The sequence below is a fragment of the Legionella feeleii genome, assembly GCF_001467625.1.
GTDB lineage: Bacteria > Pseudomonadota > Gammaproteobacteria > Legionellales > Legionellaceae > Tatlockia > Tatlockia feeleii.
Window position 1 is genome coordinate 93852 of record NZ_LNYB01000018.1, and the last position, 16588, is coordinate 110439.

Genomic DNA, 16588 nt, shown 5'->3' on the forward strand with positions numbered 1-16588 from the left:
GGGAACAGCAAGAAACCATTCTATGTGACGCTGTTAAAAACTTATTACTATTAGATTTCCTGCCTCCAGCTAAACCATCCCCTTAAACGCTATCTACTGCAAAAGGCTTTATACATTGCAAATCCCCCCCTGAATCCCTATTTATCAATTGATTAATACTATAATTAGCTATATACGATTGGTATCAAGAAGCAGAAACATCGGTCAAACAGATAAAATTTGACGATTGGAGGCTGGTTGATTGATGGAACTAAAGGACTCAAAAAAACAGGATCTGAATGATCAGGAAAAGGATCAGCCGGAGCCATTAGCCCATCGCATTCACAGTGATCAGATTCGTCTTCTCTATCAGCAAAATCCATTTGGCATAGCAGCCCAAAGTTTTGCTGCCGTTTTCCTTACTATTGCCTTGTGGAAAGTAGTTCCCAGATCCTCCTTGATTAGCTGGCTCTTTTACATGCTTTTGCTCTCAACGTTATGGCTGATTACCGCTATTTATTATCACTTGAAAGAAACTCGGTTGTCGCAAGATACCTGGTTAATCCTTTTTGCTGTTTTTACCTTTCTCTCAGGTTGTGGCTGGGGAATTGCCGGCTCTTTATTAATGCCTGCTGAAAGCCTTGTCCATCAAACCTTTGTAGTGATCCTCATTTTTGGTATGACCGCCGGTTCAATTTCTTTTTTTTCCCCTGTTACGAGCATCTATAGCCTGTTTCTTTTGCCTACGTTCATCCCTTTTAACATTTGGCTCTTTCTCCAGGGGGGGATCTATATTATTTTAGGTTTTAGCGGCCTTATTTATATGCCTATTATTTTTGCCAGTTGTTATTATTCGAACAAATTTCTACTCACATCGCTCTCCCTGGCCTACAAAAATGTAAACCTTGATTTACTTAATCAATTATTAGAAAAAAGGGTAGCCCACCGCACAAGTGAACTGGAAAAAAGCCTGGCACTGACACAATCAACGCTGGAATCGACAGCAGAAGGCTTATTAGTAGTTGATCGCCATGGAAATATTGAATATTACAATCAAAAATTTATAGATATGTGGCAAATGCCCGCAAAATTCACTCAAGAACCTGATTGGCAATTTTTCATTAATGAGATTTTCAAAAAACTGAAGCATCCACAAATATTCCTGACAAACATTGATGAATTACAGGCAAACCCAAAACAGGAGCGCTTTGACGAAATAATTTCTATTAACAATAACGTGTTTGAGTGGCATGCCAAACCACACAAGATGCATGATAAGATTGTAGGTCGCGTGTGGAGCTTCCGTGATATCACCATGCGCAAACAAATGGAGCAGCAACTTGCTTACCAGGCAAATCATGATTTGTTGACAGGCCTACCTAATCGTACCTTACTTTATGATCGCATCAATCAGGGAATTGCCCATGCAAGGCGCGACCAAACCAGACTGATCATCATGTTTCTCGACATTGATAACTTTAAGCTCATTAACGACAACCTTGGCCATAATGCAGGCGATATGCTGCTACAAGAAATTGCACAACGCCTTCTTCTCTGTACTCGCGAAAGTGATACCGTTGCTCGTTTTGGTGGTGATGAGTTTGTGATCTTATTGGTAGCCAATACTCATAAAGAGATACGTCTTGTATCACAGCGTATTCTCACCAGGGTGGCACAATCTATCGAACTGGCAAGCCATGAAATCGTTGTGACTGCCAGTATTGGTATCAGCATTTATCCCCATGACGGGAATGATGCTGCTACACTCCTTAAGAATGCTGATATGGCAATGTATATGGCCAAAAATCAGGGACGCAATACCGTCAAGCTTTATCACGAATCCATTAAAAACCATAGCAAAAAGAGTTTGGAAATGCAGATTGAGTTGCGTAATGCCTTATTACGTAATGAGTTTTATTTGCTCTACCAACCAACGATTGATTTAAAAACCGGACAGATTAGTGGTGTTGAGGCACTGGTTCGATGGCGACATCCAAAGAGAGGGATCATCTTTCCTCAGCACTTTATACCAATTGCAGAAGAGTCACGAATCATTATCCCTTTGGGTGAATGGATCTTGCAGAATGCTTGCTTGCAAAATAAGGATTGGCAATCCCAAGGATTGAGGCCCGTGCGGATGGCAATCAATGTTTCTGGCGTTCAAATCATGCGTGAAAACTTTGCTGATATAGTCGAACAATCATTAGCGAGTGCCCAACTATCTCCACAGTATATAGAAATTGAACTCACTGAAAGTACCATCATGAATGAAACAGTTCAAAATCTCTATACCTTAAAACGACTCAAGGAAATTGGTATCAATCTGACTATTGATGATTTCGGCACGGGCTATTCCAGTTTAAACTATCTAAAGCAATTTCCAGTGAACAAATTGAAAATTGATCAATCTTTTGTTAGCGATTGTATTAGCGAGCAAAATGATGCATCCATCGTTGAAGCAATTATTGCTATGGGACATAGCCTAAAACTCAAAGTCCTTGCAGAAGGCATAGAGACCGAAGAACAACTGCAGTTTTTACAGCAGTGTCAATGTGATGAGGGGCAGGGATTTTTTTACGGCCAACCAATGAGTGCTGAAGCCTTCGCCAAATTGCTGAGTGAGGATCTGGATTACAGTAGCGAGTGATTCTACTGATTTGCTTAGGTCATGTACAAAAGGTTACCTCTTTTTGATAACCTTCACCTGGCAGCATTCTTGTGTTTAGATCAACATCAATTTGTAGCACGTGCAAAGGTTTCTTTTGCGAGAGTTAAACGTTTTTCTACCTCACCCAATTCTGCTTGCAAGTTTAATAAAGCGTTCGGATCAGCATGAGATTGCCGCATGAGTTGCTGAGATTTAACCATTGCCTGTTGTTGTGCTGATAAAAGCTCAATATCACTTTGCAGAGATTGCAACCATTGCTGTCGAGTACTGATTAAATTGACGCCAAAACTGATGTTTGCTCTTGCTTTTGGCTTTTTATCCTGCAGATTGCATAAGGTCACCAAAACATTAATTTTTTGATTAATTCGTTGGGCAAGATAATAAGCACAAGACTGATTTTTCTGTGCCGCCAAATTTTGAATATCGGCTTTAATTTCATTAATGAAAGCAGAGGCACTTGCATCCCCATGGGAATGAAATAAACCTCTGGGTAACGACTTGGTGGGAAAATGCGCGCTCACCAATGAACTAATTTTCCATTCCAATTCTGGTAGTCGCGCTTCCAAAGCAAGCAAGAGTTGTTCAATAGTCATACCAGCCTGTTACAAGACTAAATCTGTTCCCAATTGTTGAACACGAATAGCACGTGACTGAAACCAGGAACTGACAAAAGGAGGCAAACACATCAAACACAAGCCTGTAACCAAGGTCAGCTCATAACGGCTAACACCCCCAACATTAATGCCTTCTGGCGGCATGAAACTCACTACCAAGGTTGTTAGCCCACCTATAATACCAATCCCGGCCACCAGGAGCATACCCGCCATACCACCTGGAATGCGGAAGGCACGCGGGTGATTCGGCGCACTTATACGCAATTTAATAGCAGCAACAAACATTAGCAAATACATCAACATATAAAGTTGCGCAGCCAAAGCGGTTAATAACCAATAAGAACCGTTGACACTTGGCATAAATAAGAACAATGCAGATAAAATGGTGACTATTACGGCTTGACTGATTAACATGACAACAGGCGCACCATGTGCGTTTGTACGTCGAAACACCTCAGGCAAATTGCCATCTTCAGCTGCAACCAGCAAACCCTTAGTCGGTGCTATGATCCAGTTGCTCACACCACCAAGCCCACCCATAACCAACATCAATGCAATGAAAGGCATAAACCAAACCAAATGATACTTAGAGAAAAAAGCATCAAAGGCCTGCATAATACCAGCTACCAGATTAATGTCTTGCTGTGGTAAAACAACTGCAATCGCCAGTGAACCTAAAATCAATGTACTCAAAATGATAAATACTGAATAAGTTAATGCGCGCGGAAAAGCACGTTGCGGATTATCAACATCATTAGCATGCACAGTAGCAATTTCAATACCGCAAAAAGACATCATAATTGCTGTTAGCGAAACCCACATGGACCTGTCCTGCCAATGCGGACTGATACTTGCCGAATCAAATTGCACCTGCAAAGGGTTACCACCAACAATCCAGGCAGCGCCTAAGCCAATAATTAAAGCCATAGGCAATAATAAACCGGAGAGCGCACAAATATTGCTAAACAAGGCAGAGGAACGCATACCACGCAGATTGACTAAAGTCGCCCCCCAGAAAGCACTGACAATGACTATCCAGAGGAAATAAGGATTAGATGCCATAGAAGGGTTAATTAAATAACCAATAGTTCCAGCCACAAAAGATAGAATGGTCGGATACCAAATTACGTTTTCAATCCATTGCAACCAAATTGCTAAAAACCCTGTTTTTTTACCAAAAGCTTCTTTTACCCAGATATAAATCCCGCCTTGTTTTGCCCATCCAGAGGCAAGCTCTGCCGATACCAATGCCGTGGGAATTAAAAAAAACAATGCACCTAAAATAAAGAAGGAAATCAACTGACTACCAAAAAGGGCTGTAGCTGGCAAATTGCGAATACTGTCTACAGAACCGACCGTAATCATTGTGAGACTAAAAATGGACAACGTGTGTTTACTACTCATTGCATTCCTTTTCTATTGTTCCAACGCTTACAAAAAGATTATTGTACCGAGGCAAGCTTAAGATAACCTTAATAATCGTGTAAAAAATAAACAAAAACCGCATTCACTTTACGCCACTCTGACCATTTTGTAAATTAGTGTACAAGAGGAATTTAAGAATAATAATCCTATTTGGTCCTACCAGGATATCTCAGCAATTTTTTAACAAATGAAACTGCGCTTTACAGGGCCAAATTCAAAGAATAACTCAACTTTTTATCAATCAATTACTGTGAAAACGTGAAAATCTTTGCCAGTTCTTAATAACTTACGCTAGGATTATGATAATGCCTTACACTAGGATGTGAATGATGCAACATATGCGTAAAATCGTTGTCGCGGGGCTTGCCTGGTTAACCTATTCCTGTTTTGTATTCGCTGAAGTTGCCAAGGATACTCTTTGTCAAAATGCAAGCACTCTCTTTATAAACGCCAATTTTATCACCTTAAATCCCAATCAACCGCACGCGACTGCTGTTGCAGTCACTAATCACCGTATCGTAGCCGTTGGAGAACAACAAACATTGTTGGCTAACTGCCGTGGTAAAAATACCCAGGTGGTTGATTTGCAAGGTGCAGTCGTCACACCGGGCTTTATCGATACTCACTCGCAATTCCTGCTCTATGGCTGGTTAACCGACCACGCTATTGATTTATCAACTACGAATGCCCTCGAGCAACCTGATTGGCAACCAATCAAAACAACCTCCGCATTTTTAGCCGCAATAAAAAATAAACTGAACACGAATGACGAATGGCTCATTATTAATGGCTACGATCAAATGCGCATGCAAGGGGAGCCTCTTGTCCAGGCGATGTTGGATAAAATTAGTACCACGAAACCCATCATAGTCTTCTTTTCTTCAGGTCATCAGGCATTGCTTAATCAGGCTGCAATAAAAAAAATACCCTCCCTGGCCGATAAAATTAATCAGGACGGCGTCATTCGCAATGAACCCTTATACAATTTATTGGCAATTCTAATTAAAGAAGAGCAAGTAACAGCAGGGATTCAGACTGCAGCCAAGCGTTATTCACAACGAGGTTATACTACAGTCACTGAAGCACGAGCCCAACCTGAGTGGCTCAGTAGTTATGGGCAATTAGCCCAACAGGATGATTTTCCGGTAGATATTATTGTCAATCCCGCGAGTGTTCCTGAAAAACAACGAATGGATCTGGTCTATCAGGACAAGCCGCGTCTCTACTCAGGGCCCGTCACAATCCAGGTTGATGGGGCAGCCAATGAATACAGGGCCTTCCTCAACCAATCTTATTTAAACGTTAATTTGGAATGGAAGGGGCCTCTGAATTACTCGCCCAGAGAACTGGAAGCAATCATGATGGCTGCAGGCCGTGCAAAAACACCGGTGGCACTGGAGTGCGATGGTGATGCGGCAATTGATTTGTCCTTAAATCTTACCGCGAAAGTACAACGTTTTTATCCTGATACGCTGTTTCATCCAATCATTGTGAATGCCCAATTTGTTCGCCAGGATCAGTTAGAGCGTATGCGTCAATTAGGAGTGACTGTCAATTGGTTTGTACCCCATTTGTATTATTGGGGTGAGGCTTTATGCCAAAGAATACCTAACCCCAACGGATTCTTTAAAGATACGCCGTTAGCCAGCGCCAAAAGAACCTTTGGAACAATCAGTGCTCATGCACACTCACCAACCACAGCCCCTAACCCCTTACAAATGATGCAGTTCATGAACACCCGTGAAATACAAAACTGGGACTCCCCCCCAACAAAGGCGTGTATCGACAAATTTGCCGCCAATGAGCAGGTGGAGCTCAATGATGCACTCAAAGCACTTACAATCGATGCAGCCTTACTCTATGGTTTAGAACAAGACAAAGGGAGTCTCGAACCAGGCAAACTGGCTGACATGACTATCTTGAGCGCCGACCCGTTACAAAGTAAAAATCTGCCAACTATCCAGATTTTAGGTACGATAGTACGCGGGGTGATGCATTTACAATCCTCGACTCCCCCTGTGAAGGGGGTTTCCGAAGCAACCTCGCCTTAATCAACACGGATTGCAATCAGGCACTGGCTTTATGGGAACTACTTCCATTTTCGCTGGATTGCGTGATTGCTTTCCTTAGAAGCTAGAAAGCCCCTGATCAACAGCAAAACATCGCTCATAGGGAACAAACCAAAGAAGCCATTCTTAACAACCCAGCCCTTAATGAAGCCTTGACAGTTAGTTATCAAAGCCATTTGGAAAATGGTTTGACTGCAGCAATATCACCTTCCTGCGCAGGCTATCTATTCTGGGATCATGTTCATCCAACGACTGCAACACACCAGCTAATAGCCCACTATGCACGTACAGCAATTGATGAAGCAGGGTTTCAAGCCATTAATCAATAGTTGACGAGCTAAAATAACCTGCAAAACATCAGCTAATGCCCATATTGTGCATAAAATACAACAATGGATATAATGCGACATTTCGGACTGTCTTAAGGATAGCTTAATACTCGATCTGTATTATTAAGGTCCATTTTGCTGTGAATGAGAAGAGAGATGCCTAGAGTTAAAGGTAAAGGCCCCATTTTAAAAGCCAATTTTGTTGGTAAAGGAAAATCCAAAAAGAATTTTTCTGATCTCAGCAGCACAACTAATTTGATGCTTCTTAGTATAGTAGGCAACGAATATTGCGCAGGGGAGTATCTGGAGGCAGCACTCAAGTATTCATTGCAACACCATCGCTCCACCACGCTTCTCATCGCAGATGAGGTTTATTGGCATAATTTAAAACCTCGAAGTTCCGAGGAAGCACCACTTTCCCAAGACAAAATCAATGAACTTAAACAGAAAGCGCTTACGCTAGGTGCTGAATATTTTGAAAGTAATTTACAACATTTCCTGGCTCCTCTTGGCATATCAGCCGAAAATTTTAACAAGGACCATGGTGATAAAAGCACTAAAGAAAAAATTACCCTTATCAACAACCTTGCTCGCCGTGCCGGCCTGAATTTTCAAATAGTAGGATGGCAGGATTGGATTAACTCGCCTGATTTCCAAAAAAATAAAGTTGATATTATGCAACTCTATGAAACAACGGAACACTTAAAAAAGAGCGTTGAACATACCGCGCATGAGTTTGCCAAGCGCCATGAGCAAGAAGGCGGTTTTGACCTTTGGTACCAGCGCTCCATAGATTATTTAACTGAAGAAAGTCCAGCCGTAATGTGGCTAGGGGCAGCCCTGGGTTATAATTTTGTGACCTATCCAGGAGATATGATTGATACTTTTCAAGCGACAAAAGATTATTTTGTAGTTCCTCCCACCTTGCCTCTACATGAAAGGCCCTCTTTTGCTATTCTTTCAGAGCAGCCTCATTTACTCGTTAATTGGATGCAGACTTATTTTAAAAGAGAAAGCCCTAAACCAGAAAAAACTGTGACAGCAAGTCATCCGCTTCAATTTTTTACCCCAAATCCGGATCAAACCGTCAGTACTGTTGTAGGAAGTGCAATCACTGGGGCGATGCTGAAAAGCATAACCTTAGCCTCAGAACCCCAAAAACAAAAATTTGACCATGCAGTTCATGAATTCAGCAATCTGCTTTTTTCACTGAAAAGCAAGGATAGAAAAGAGCTGCTTGATTTAATGATGAGGCTTTCCCTGGTAGCCGATATTATTCAAGATTACCAGGGGCAACAAGGGACCTCACTAGAAGCGCGCGAACAACTACTAATCGAACACAACCAATAGTCTCTTCGCGGGCTCCAGCACAACAAGTAGTCGCCTCGCAGTCAACTGCAATATTGCAGGGAGAAAGGTCAGATTCCCTGCCTGCTTTAGAAAAAGCAATGTCAGAGGTTACTCTAGATAATCCTCCGCGAAAAGATAGAGTGGCGTTTTTCTCCTCTCTCAAGGAGATACCAAAGACCACCGCCCACAGAGAAAATTTGGAAACCCCCAAAGACGAGAGCGGCCTGGCACACGCATTCATTTAATCTCCCCGGGCAATTGCAAGGTAGAGAAAAACAAACCATTAGTTGTCTTGTCGAGTTCAGGTATACTCTGAGAGTTCCCCCAACAAAAACAAGACACGAATGAATAATGATTTTCTTTTTAATGTTTTTACATTCCTTGCAGCAGCCTGTGTTATTGTGCCTATCGCCAGCCGTTTTAAATTAGGCTCCGTGCTCGGCTATCTCATTGTTGGTGTCCTCATTGGCCCTTTTGGCTTCAAATTTATTGGTAATGCACAACAAATTATGCATTTTGCTGAATTTGGTGTGATCATGATGCTCTTCCTTATCGGTCTGGAATTGGAGCCAGAAACTTTATGGCGTTTAAGAAAAGCGATTGTCGGCCTGGGAGGGTTACAGGTTACGCTCACCACAATGGCCCTTACTATTTGCGGCATCCTTCTCGGTTTCGACTGGCATGTTTCCCTGGCAATTAGTATGGCGCTTGCCTTATCGTCCACCGCGTTAGTTTTGCAAATGCTGCAGGAAAGAAACTTAATGCGCACAGCGACAGGAGAAACCTGCTTTGCCGTATTATTGTTTCAGGATATCGCAGTAATCCCAATCCTCATTATTATACCCTTATTGACGCTGTCAGCTCAGTCGAATACAGCCATTCATCCCACAAGTATCCTGAACTCACTTTCAGGATGGACTCATGCGGGAGTAATTGCTGCTGTTATCACAGCGGTTATTGTCGCAGGGCATTATCTATCGCGTCATTTCTTCTTCATCATTGCCCAGACTAATTTACGTGAAGTGTTCACAGCTACTTCATTAGCTCTGGTTGTGGGTATTACTCTATTAATGCAGGCTATTGGTGTTTCGCCTGGCCTGGGTGCGTTTGTAGCTGGCGTAGTCCTGGCCAACTCTGAATATAAACGTACTTTAGAGACCGATATTGAACCATTCAAAGGCTTACTGCTTGGCTTATTTTTCATTTCAGTTGGTATGGGAATGAATTTTAGCTTGCTATCAACACAACCACTGCAACTGTTGGGTACGGTAGTCTGTTTTATCGCTATCAAAGCCCTCATCCTTCTCATTCTCGGGCAAAGCTTTGGTTTAACCAGGTTACAAACTGTCGGCTTTGCCCTGGCGCTTTCCCAGGGAAGTGAGTTTGCGTTTGTATTATTCAAATTTGCCAGCTCAGTCAATGTAATTTCATTGGCAGAAGCCAACTTCTACACACTTGCCGTTGCCCTTTCAATGGCAACAACCCCCTTTTTGATGCTCTTTTATCAACGTTTCATTGTCCCTTCCTTTATGAGTGCAATTCCTCAACGGCAATTTGATGCTATCGATAAGCAGCAACCCATTATTCTTGCTGGTTATGGTCGTTTCGGACAAATCATCGGCCGCTTTCTCACAGCCCAGGGCATCGAACTTACGGTATTGGAAAAAGATCCCGAACAAATAGAATTACTGCGAAAATTCGGTTTTAAAGGTTATTTTGGTGATGCGTCGCGCCTTGATTTATTGAAAAATGCTGGCGCAGAGCAAGCCAAACTTTTGATTGTAGCGGTCGATGACCCTGATACCAGCCTTGAAATAGTTAAATTATGCAAGGAAGAGTTCCCCCATATGGCTATCTATTCCAGAGCCCGCAACCGCCGTCATGCTTATGAGTTGCATAAAGCCGGCGTCGATTATTTTAAACGCGAAATTTTTGATTCTTCATTAACGATGGCCCAGGAAATTATGAAATTTTTGGGCTACAGTGCTGACAGCATGCGCAGAAAGGCGCAGGCCTTCGCTCAGCACGATGAAAGCTCTCTCCAGAAATCATTTGCTTTCTTTGAAAAAGAACACGAATTAATCAGTTTTTCTCGCCAAGCTTCCGGCGAATTGGAGCAGATATTACAAGAAGATAAGACAAGCAGTACAACGGAACATAAAAATTAGCCAAAAAGCCCATACAACCAGCAAGGCAGAAGAGCTCTTCTGCCTTTGCGAAAACATCTTTTACTGATCTTGTTCAAAACGAGCAACGCTTGCAATAATCTCATCACGAGCAGCTTCTGGTCCCTGCCAGCCATCTACCTTTACCCATTTGCCTTCTTCCAAATCTTTATAATGCTGGAAAAAGTGCTCAATCGATAACAACAAGGGATGAGGTAAATCTTTATACGTTTTCACGTGCTCATACATTTTACTCAATTTACTGGTAGGGACAGCCAATACTTTGGTATCTACACCTGCTTCATCGGTCATTTTAAGCATGCCAACCACACGGCAAGGAATCACGGCACCACTGATTAAGGGCACAGGGGTTACCACCAAGACATCAACCGGATCCCCATCTTCAGACAAGGTCTTTGGAACATAGCCATAATTGGTAGGATAAAACATCGCTGTTGTCATAAATCGATCAACAAACAAAGCGCCTGTTTCCTTATTAACCTCATATTTTACTGGTTCCCCATGCATAGGAATTTCGATAATTACATTAATTTCATTGGGTACGTCACGACCGCTTTTGATATCCATTAACCCCATTTTTTCACCCACTGAATAATTTAGACGCGCTATTATGCGCAAAATGACGCTAAAAGGCAAAACTGTCATACTTAAGGTCGATAATGAGAACAGGTTAATGAAGACAGGTTGACCTTTAAATTGAGAGCCAGAGCCCTTTCAGTCTGGCGTGAACAGGTTGAACATCAAGGAAAGACCATTTTAAGATTTATCCTGAAAGAATGACTATCACATTGAGGATTAATCGAAGATAACTACTGGCCACCGCCACCCGGTGTGGGCAAGGCTGCACTAAAATCGCTATTCTTCTCCAAAGTGAGGAAGGAATCCCTGATTGCAGATACCTTGCACTGTCTCTCTGTTTGCATAAAAAAACCACTACCAGTAATAAATAATTTACCCAGCACAAAGGGCAGGCCTATCACTGTGGCAGCCATGCCAATATTGAGAATAATCGCGCCTACCAATTCGGAGCGTGTCCTCATGTCTTTATAGCCTTGACAAAGCTTCATGCAAAATTGCTTTTGCGCGGCCGCAATTGCTGGGGCATCATGCCCTTTCTTTGCGGTGATAAATTGATTCAGTGAAAACATTAAACTGTCTGCCAACTCAGTCGTCTGTTTGCCAACACCCTTAGCCTCGGATAGCTGCATACCACAATGTTTTAATTGTTTTATATGATCATAAAGGACTAACATTTGCTGCATCAGCTTGGCAGGATTATTCGCCGTATTAAAGGGCGGTAACCATCGTGTTTTACCACGGCCTACTTCTCCCATCCAGCCTGCCGCTTCAGGAAACGACTCCAATATCGCTGCAAGACTCAAAAAATTTGAGCTCGCTTCCAGTCTGTCCAGAATATTGCTACCACTTGGGCCTCGCTCCAGAAGTAAGGGGAGTCGAGCCCGCTCAGGTAAATATCGGAGGATAACTCGCAGAGTATCGGGATTATCTTGCGCCCAATTCAAAAGGTTGTGTCCTACCAGCTTTGCTTGGACTGCCTGCACCCGCCCAGCTTCCGGTAATGCTTGTAAAAGCAATTCCAACACGTCAGTATTTTTAACAGCGATGTGCCACATCGTTGGTTCCGTGTCGCCGTTGGTTTCATTCTTAGGATTTAAACTCCAAATAGCATGAGCATGGGAGTCCAACATGGATTTTAACGTCTTGGGATAAGACAGGATCGATTGCAAAACACTGGAACGACCTTTATTGGTCTGCTGCAGAGCCATTAACTGTTTCTCAGGAGGGTAAATGGCCAAAATCTTTTGGAAGGATTCAACATAGGGAACGGCTAGATGCAACGTTGTGTCGTCATAGGCTGTTTTTGCCTGGACAACTTCTTGTAATTCCTCCGGCGAATATAAGTCTAAAATGATGTCCAGGGACTCAGGATTTACAACAGCTGCATGCAAGACGGTTTTCAGCTCCTGATCTTTTTCTTGCACTGCCTCTTTGCGCCTCTCCCTGGGATAGGCTGCTAAAACCATTTTTAAGGATGCCGGATAGAGTGCAGACGCATGTAAAAGCGTCCTTCCACGATGTTTTTCATTCAACAAGGCAAGGCGTTGGGATTCCTCTAGGGCTGCCAATTTTTCTAAATGAACTTGTAAAATCTCGGGAGAAGGGACTGACGAGTGCAAAAGACTGGACGTAAATTTCTCAAGAGTTACACTCGGATGTAAAAGAAACCGCCGATCTCTTTCCTGAATCATTGCCAACATTGCTGCCCGACTCGTAGCCATTCAAGTTCCCTATATCTTGCATTAAAAATAAATCTTTGTGATCTTAAAATGATCACAAAATTTATTATTGTACATACAATGGCGATCTTTGACCAACAAAATTCTTGCTCACAGGCAATACGGATATTTATGGTGTGGGGTGCGAGGGGCAACATACAATCGCACTATTACAAGCGCTCATGGAGTACTCAAAATAAATACACATAAAGTTCCATTATTTTATTTTGTCCACAATCCCTTTCTTTTATTCATTCGGGGGCGTAATGGATAATTCCTGGCTATTGGTAAGAGGGGGGGCTTGATAATTCACGCACTGCCTTAGCTCAATTGTTCTTCCAGCATAGAGCGCGCATTTTGTTGTGTAACCAGCGTGATTATACAATATCAATTCTAAATCACCGGGAATATCGCCGGACAGATGGGCCTGAAAATAGATGAGGTTTGGATTTTGTCTTATCCGTTCATTCATACAGATAGCGACTTCAGACTCTGTTTTATGTTCTACCTCATAACATTGCCGTAAAGCCTGAATGGTGATCTCCAAAGCAACCGAATTAGGTTCGGCCAGAGCAGCACCAGGAAAGAAAGGAAAAATACTCATACCAACCAAAATTGATTTACGTAGAAGCATAATCTTTTCACTAGTGGAATATTTAAATTAATTATAGAACCTAATTATAAAAATAAATAATTGAGGATTATCCTAATCGTCCTGCTCTATGGCTATGCCCTTATATGGCCGTCACCAAAAATAACCCATTTATAACTGGATAGTGCGTCTAATGCCATGGGCCCCCGAGCATGCAATTTTTGCGTGCTAATGCCAATTTCAGCCCCCATCCCAAATTGCCCGCCATCTGTAAACGCAGTAGACGCATTAACATAGACAGCAGCCGCATCGACCTGATTTACAAAATAGTTAGCGGCAGATTTATCTTCTGTAATAATCGCTTCGCTATGACCCGAGGTATAATCATGAATATGTTTAACAGCGTCTTCTTTTGAAGAAACTGTTTTTATCGACATCTTATAAGATAAATACTCATGGCCAAAATCATCAGGGCCGGCTTGATGGAGCAATGTTTTAGGGTAAGACTGTTCGAGCCTTCTATAACTTAACTCATCGGCAAAGAGTTCAACATTCTTTTCAGCAAGCAATTCAACTAAATAGGATAAATCATCCAGGCGTTTTTCATGGATGATCAAGGTATCCAGGGCATTGCAAACGCTTACTCGCCTGGTTTTGGCATTGTTAATAATCAGGCGACCTTTTTCCTTATCACCACTGGCATCAAAATAGGTATGAACAATACCAGCACCCGTTTCTATCACAGGGATTCTGGCGTGCTCACGCACGTAATTAATTAAAGCCTGGCCTCCTCTTGGAATGCAAACATCGACCCACTCATTTGCTGTCAAAAGAACATTCATTGCCTCGCGCTCTGGCGGCAATAAATAGACCACATCAGGATTAATATTGTGGCGACTTAAGGTCTTATTGATAAGGGATACTAAACATTGATTACTATAGTAAGCTTCTTTACCGCCTTTAAGTACAGAAGCATTGCCTGTTTTAAAACACAAAGCAAAAACATCAATGGTCACATTTGGTCTGGATTCATAAATCACAGCCACGACTCCCAGGGGGACGGAAATTTTTTGTATTCGCAAACCATTAGGCAACTGTTTTTCATCAAGTATGCGGGCTTGTGGGTGTTTCAAAGAAGCAACTAATGCAATATCAGAAGCGATCGCATGAATTCTCTCTTCCGACAAAAGAAGCCTATCGTATTTGGGATCATTCTGATCCATCGCGGCCAAATCTTTCTTGTTTTCAGCAATAATTTGTTGCGTTTCTTCGCCTAGGGTCTTGGCAAGATCCAGGAGTACTTCGTTGCGCTGGGCTTCACTTAATGAAATTAAGCTTTGGCTGGCTTCTTTTACCGCTTTGAGTGCCTTCATTACTTTCTCTTTCACTTAAATCTCCTGAAAAATATGCAAATGATCATAATGAATAAAGATAGGCTTATCTTTTTGCCCTAAATAGTCAGCTAACTTATTAGCATCATATTTAGCCAAACCAATTCCAATTTTCTCCCCTTCCAGGGTCCGAATCTCTATCAGATCACCACGCTTGAAATCGCCGTCGTATTTCTCTATCCCAACTGGCAATATACTTAGAACACGTTTATTTTCTTTTAAAAGTTGATATAAGCGTGGATTAATCGAAATTGACCCTGCTCTTTTTTCACTGTTAAACGCAATCCATCTTTTTATATTTGATTTTCTCTTGGCAGGCAAAATAACAGTGCCAATTTGTTCTTCTGCAATAATGCGCATAATCACGGAAGGTTGATTGATGCTTGCTATATGGGTAGTAATACCCAGAGCGGACATTTTGCGGGCAGTGCCAAGCTTGCTAATCATGCCGCCGCGTCCATGCGTACTTTTTACCGCAGATACTGCAGGCCAGCCTTTTTCAGGTCCAATAACAGGAATAAATTCCGAATCAGCAAAATCCGGGTGTCCTGTATACACTCCTTCCACATTACTTAAGATAATTAATTTATCCGCATTCATTTGCGCCGCAATAAGACCTGCTAACTCGTCGTTATCGGTAAACATCAGTTCTTCAATAGAAACGCTGTCATTTTCGTTAATAATAGGAATAATATTCTTTTGCTCTACTATTTCCCGCAGTAATCTGGCTATATTTAAATAGTGTTGCCGGGTTCGAAAATCCTGTTTGGTCAGTAAAATTTGCGCAGCAAGGATTTTATGCGCTCGAAACATCGCAGCATAAATATGAACGAGTTCAGGTTGCCCCAGAGATGCCAATACTTGTTTTTCGGCGATCGAACTTCCATATTGCCGTCCCAGCAGCTGTTGCGCTACCTTACGTCCTGAAGCAACTGCACCAGAACTAACCAGAACAATATGATGCCCGGCTTTCTGTAAAGCTACGATTTGCTCCACCAAATGCTGCATGATTGGTTCAAAGGGTGTTCCATCATGCGACAAGATGCTTTGTGTACCCACCTTAATAACAATTTTCATAATAGCAATTCACTTTAAATTTTTTTAAATGTGCGCGATTGATTTGGGTTCAAATACCAAATAGCCCACTCACTTGAATCTAATTGACCCTAACAAGGATTGTAAAGAGGTGACGTAGCAATAATTGTTGATAACCATTTGCAGTAGACGGTTACAAGAAAGTAATAGCGAACAAACCCAGCCATAAAGTGGCTATCCATTGACTGGTTATGCCTGCAAAGGCATTACCATACCCTCTTTATTAGGCCACGAAACCTTGCCAACTTTCTGAGTGAAGGCCATGACGTATCGTCCTCCTGATTCTTCACAATCTTTATTGATCACAATTTAATCATCGAGTATAATTTATAAACTTTTAGACTTGGCATACGTTGTTAACGGCTTTTTGAATCCATTCATAGTTTTTGTTTTAGCAGCAAATCAACCTCTGCGTTTAAACAAAATCTCTCTCCGTTACATCAAGACTTAGGCCGTTTGGAGATATGATGCGAGCAATTTCCCAACCAGAATTCGAAAAACTGTTAGGTTCAATCACCATTTAATTATGCCCAAATAGCAATGGCAGCGAGAGCAATGGACGAGATAAAAATGGAGTCACAACGGTCATATCG

The 16588-nt window shown here is 42.1% G+C and carries 12 protein-coding genes; 5 read left to right on the forward strand and 7 right to left on the reverse strand.

Annotation, left to right across the window (positions count from 1 at the left end):
- The first annotated feature begins 244 nt into the window (after positions 1–244).
- Positions 245–2626: an EAL domain-containing protein gene (locus Lfee_RS03220; RefSeq protein ID WP_238584853.1), complete on the forward strand. Its 2382-nt coding sequence runs from the start codon at positions 245–247 to the stop codon at positions 2624–2626.
- An 86-nt stretch (positions 2627–2712) separates the two neighbouring features.
- Here the strand turns inward: Lfee_RS03220 and Lfee_RS03225 are convergent, their stop codons facing one another.
- Together Lfee_RS03225 and Lfee_RS03230 are read right to left on the reverse strand one after the other, a co-directional pair.
- A complete protein-coding gene (locus Lfee_RS03225; protein WP_058443848.1) occupies positions 2713–3240 on the reverse strand; it encodes a hypothetical protein in 528 nt (175 codons plus the stop codon).
- 9 nt (positions 3241–3249) lie between these two features.
- Positions 3250–4665 (reverse strand): APC family permease, encoded by a 1416-nt coding sequence (locus Lfee_RS03230; RefSeq protein ID WP_058443849.1) that lies wholly within the window; start codon positions 4663–4665, stop codon positions 3250–3252.
- A 347-nt stretch (positions 4666–5012) separates the two neighbouring features.
- Between Lfee_RS03230 and Lfee_RS03235 the strand changes: the two genes are divergently transcribed.
- The 4 genes from Lfee_RS03235 to Lfee_RS03245 all read left to right on the forward strand — a co-directional run bounded on the left by Lfee_RS03235 (position 5013) and on the right by Lfee_RS03245 (position 10602).
- Complete coding sequence (locus Lfee_RS03235) at positions 5013–6737, forward strand: amidohydrolase (RefSeq protein ID WP_082646559.1); 1725 nt, start codon at positions 5013–5015, stop codon at positions 6735–6737.
- A 206-nt stretch (positions 6738–6943) separates the two neighbouring features.
- A complete protein-coding gene (locus Lfee_RS16880) occupies positions 6944–7084 on the forward strand; it encodes an SGNH/GDSL hydrolase family protein (RefSeq protein ID WP_156413353.1) in 141 nt (46 codons plus the stop codon).
- A gap of 156 nt (positions 7085–7240) precedes the next feature.
- Positions 7241–8434, forward strand: coding sequence for a hypothetical protein (locus Lfee_RS03240; protein ID WP_058443851.1), 1194 nt, complete (start codon positions 7241–7243; stop codon positions 8432–8434).
- A 344-nt stretch (positions 8435–8778) separates the two neighbouring features.
- Positions 8779–10602 carry a monovalent cation:proton antiporter-2 (CPA2) family protein gene (locus Lfee_RS03245; RefSeq protein WP_058443852.1) on the forward strand — a complete coding sequence of 608 codons (1824 nt, stop codon included), beginning with the start codon at positions 8779–8781 and terminating at the stop codon, positions 10600–10602.
- Between the two features lie 60 nt (positions 10603–10662).
- Here the strand turns inward: Lfee_RS03245 and ppa are convergent, their stop codons facing one another.
- The 5 genes from ppa to proB all read right to left on the reverse strand — a co-directional run bounded on the left by ppa (position 10663) and on the right by proB (position 15977).
- Positions 10663–11196: an inorganic diphosphatase gene (gene ppa / locus Lfee_RS03250; RefSeq protein WP_058443864.1), complete on the reverse strand. Its 534-nt coding sequence runs from the start codon at positions 11194–11196 to the stop codon at positions 10663–10665.
- Between the two features lie 233 nt (positions 11197–11429).
- Positions 11430–12920: a hypothetical protein gene (locus tag Lfee_RS03255; RefSeq protein ID WP_058443853.1), complete on the reverse strand. Its 1491-nt coding sequence runs from the start codon at positions 12918–12920 to the stop codon at positions 11430–11432.
- Positions 12921–13164: 244 nt separating this feature from the next.
- Entirely contained in the window at positions 13165–13551 is a 387-nt protein-coding gene (locus Lfee_RS03260; protein WP_058443854.1) for a hypothetical protein, read from the reverse strand.
- A 92-nt stretch (positions 13552–13643) separates the two neighbouring features.
- Positions 13644–14897: a glutamate-5-semialdehyde dehydrogenase gene (locus Lfee_RS03265; RefSeq protein ID WP_058443855.1), complete on the reverse strand. Its 1254-nt coding sequence runs from the start codon at positions 14895–14897 to the stop codon at positions 13644–13646.
- Complete coding sequence (gene proB / locus Lfee_RS03270; RefSeq protein WP_058443856.1) at positions 14898–15977, reverse strand: glutamate 5-kinase; 1080 nt, start codon at positions 15975–15977, stop codon at positions 14898–14900.
- Positions 15978–16588: the final 611 nt, after the last annotated feature.

Bases quoted from the DNA above. Each gene is read 5' to 3' on its own strand.
- Lfee_RS03220 (WP_238584853.1), top strand. From the start codon at position 245: ATGGAACTAAAGGACTCAAAAAAACAGGATCTGAATGATCAGGAAAAG.
- Lfee_RS03225 (WP_058443848.1), bottom strand. From the start codon at position 3,240: ATGACTATTGAACAACTCTTGCTTGCTTTGGAAGCGCGACTACCAGAA.
- Lfee_RS03230 (WP_058443849.1), bottom strand. From the start codon at position 4,665: ATGAGTAGTAAACACACGTTGTCCATTTTTAGTCTCACAATGATTACG.
- Lfee_RS03235 (WP_082646559.1), top strand. From the start codon at position 5,013: ATGATGCAACATATGCGTAAAATCGTTGTCGCGGGGCTTGCCTGGTTA.
- Lfee_RS03240 (WP_058443851.1), top strand. From the start codon at position 7,241: ATGCCTAGAGTTAAAGGTAAAGGCCCCATTTTAAAAGCCAATTTTGTT.
- Lfee_RS03245 (WP_058443852.1), top strand. From the start codon at position 8,779: ATGAATAATGATTTTCTTTTTAATGTTTTTACATTCCTTGCAGCAGCC.
- ppa (WP_058443864.1), bottom strand. From the start codon at position 11,196: ATGGGGTTAATGGATATCAAAAGCGGTCGTGACGTACCCAATGAAATT.
- Lfee_RS03255 (WP_058443853.1), bottom strand. From the start codon at position 12,920: ATGGCTACGAGTCGGGCAGCAATGTTGGCAATGATTCAGGAAAGAGAT.
- Lfee_RS03260 (WP_058443854.1), bottom strand. From the start codon at position 13,551: ATGCTTCTACGTAAATCAATTTTGGTTGGTATGAGTATTTTTCCTTTC.
- proB (WP_058443856.1), bottom strand. From the start codon at position 15,977: ATGAAAATTGTTATTAAGGTGGGTACACAAAGCATCTTGTCGCATGAT.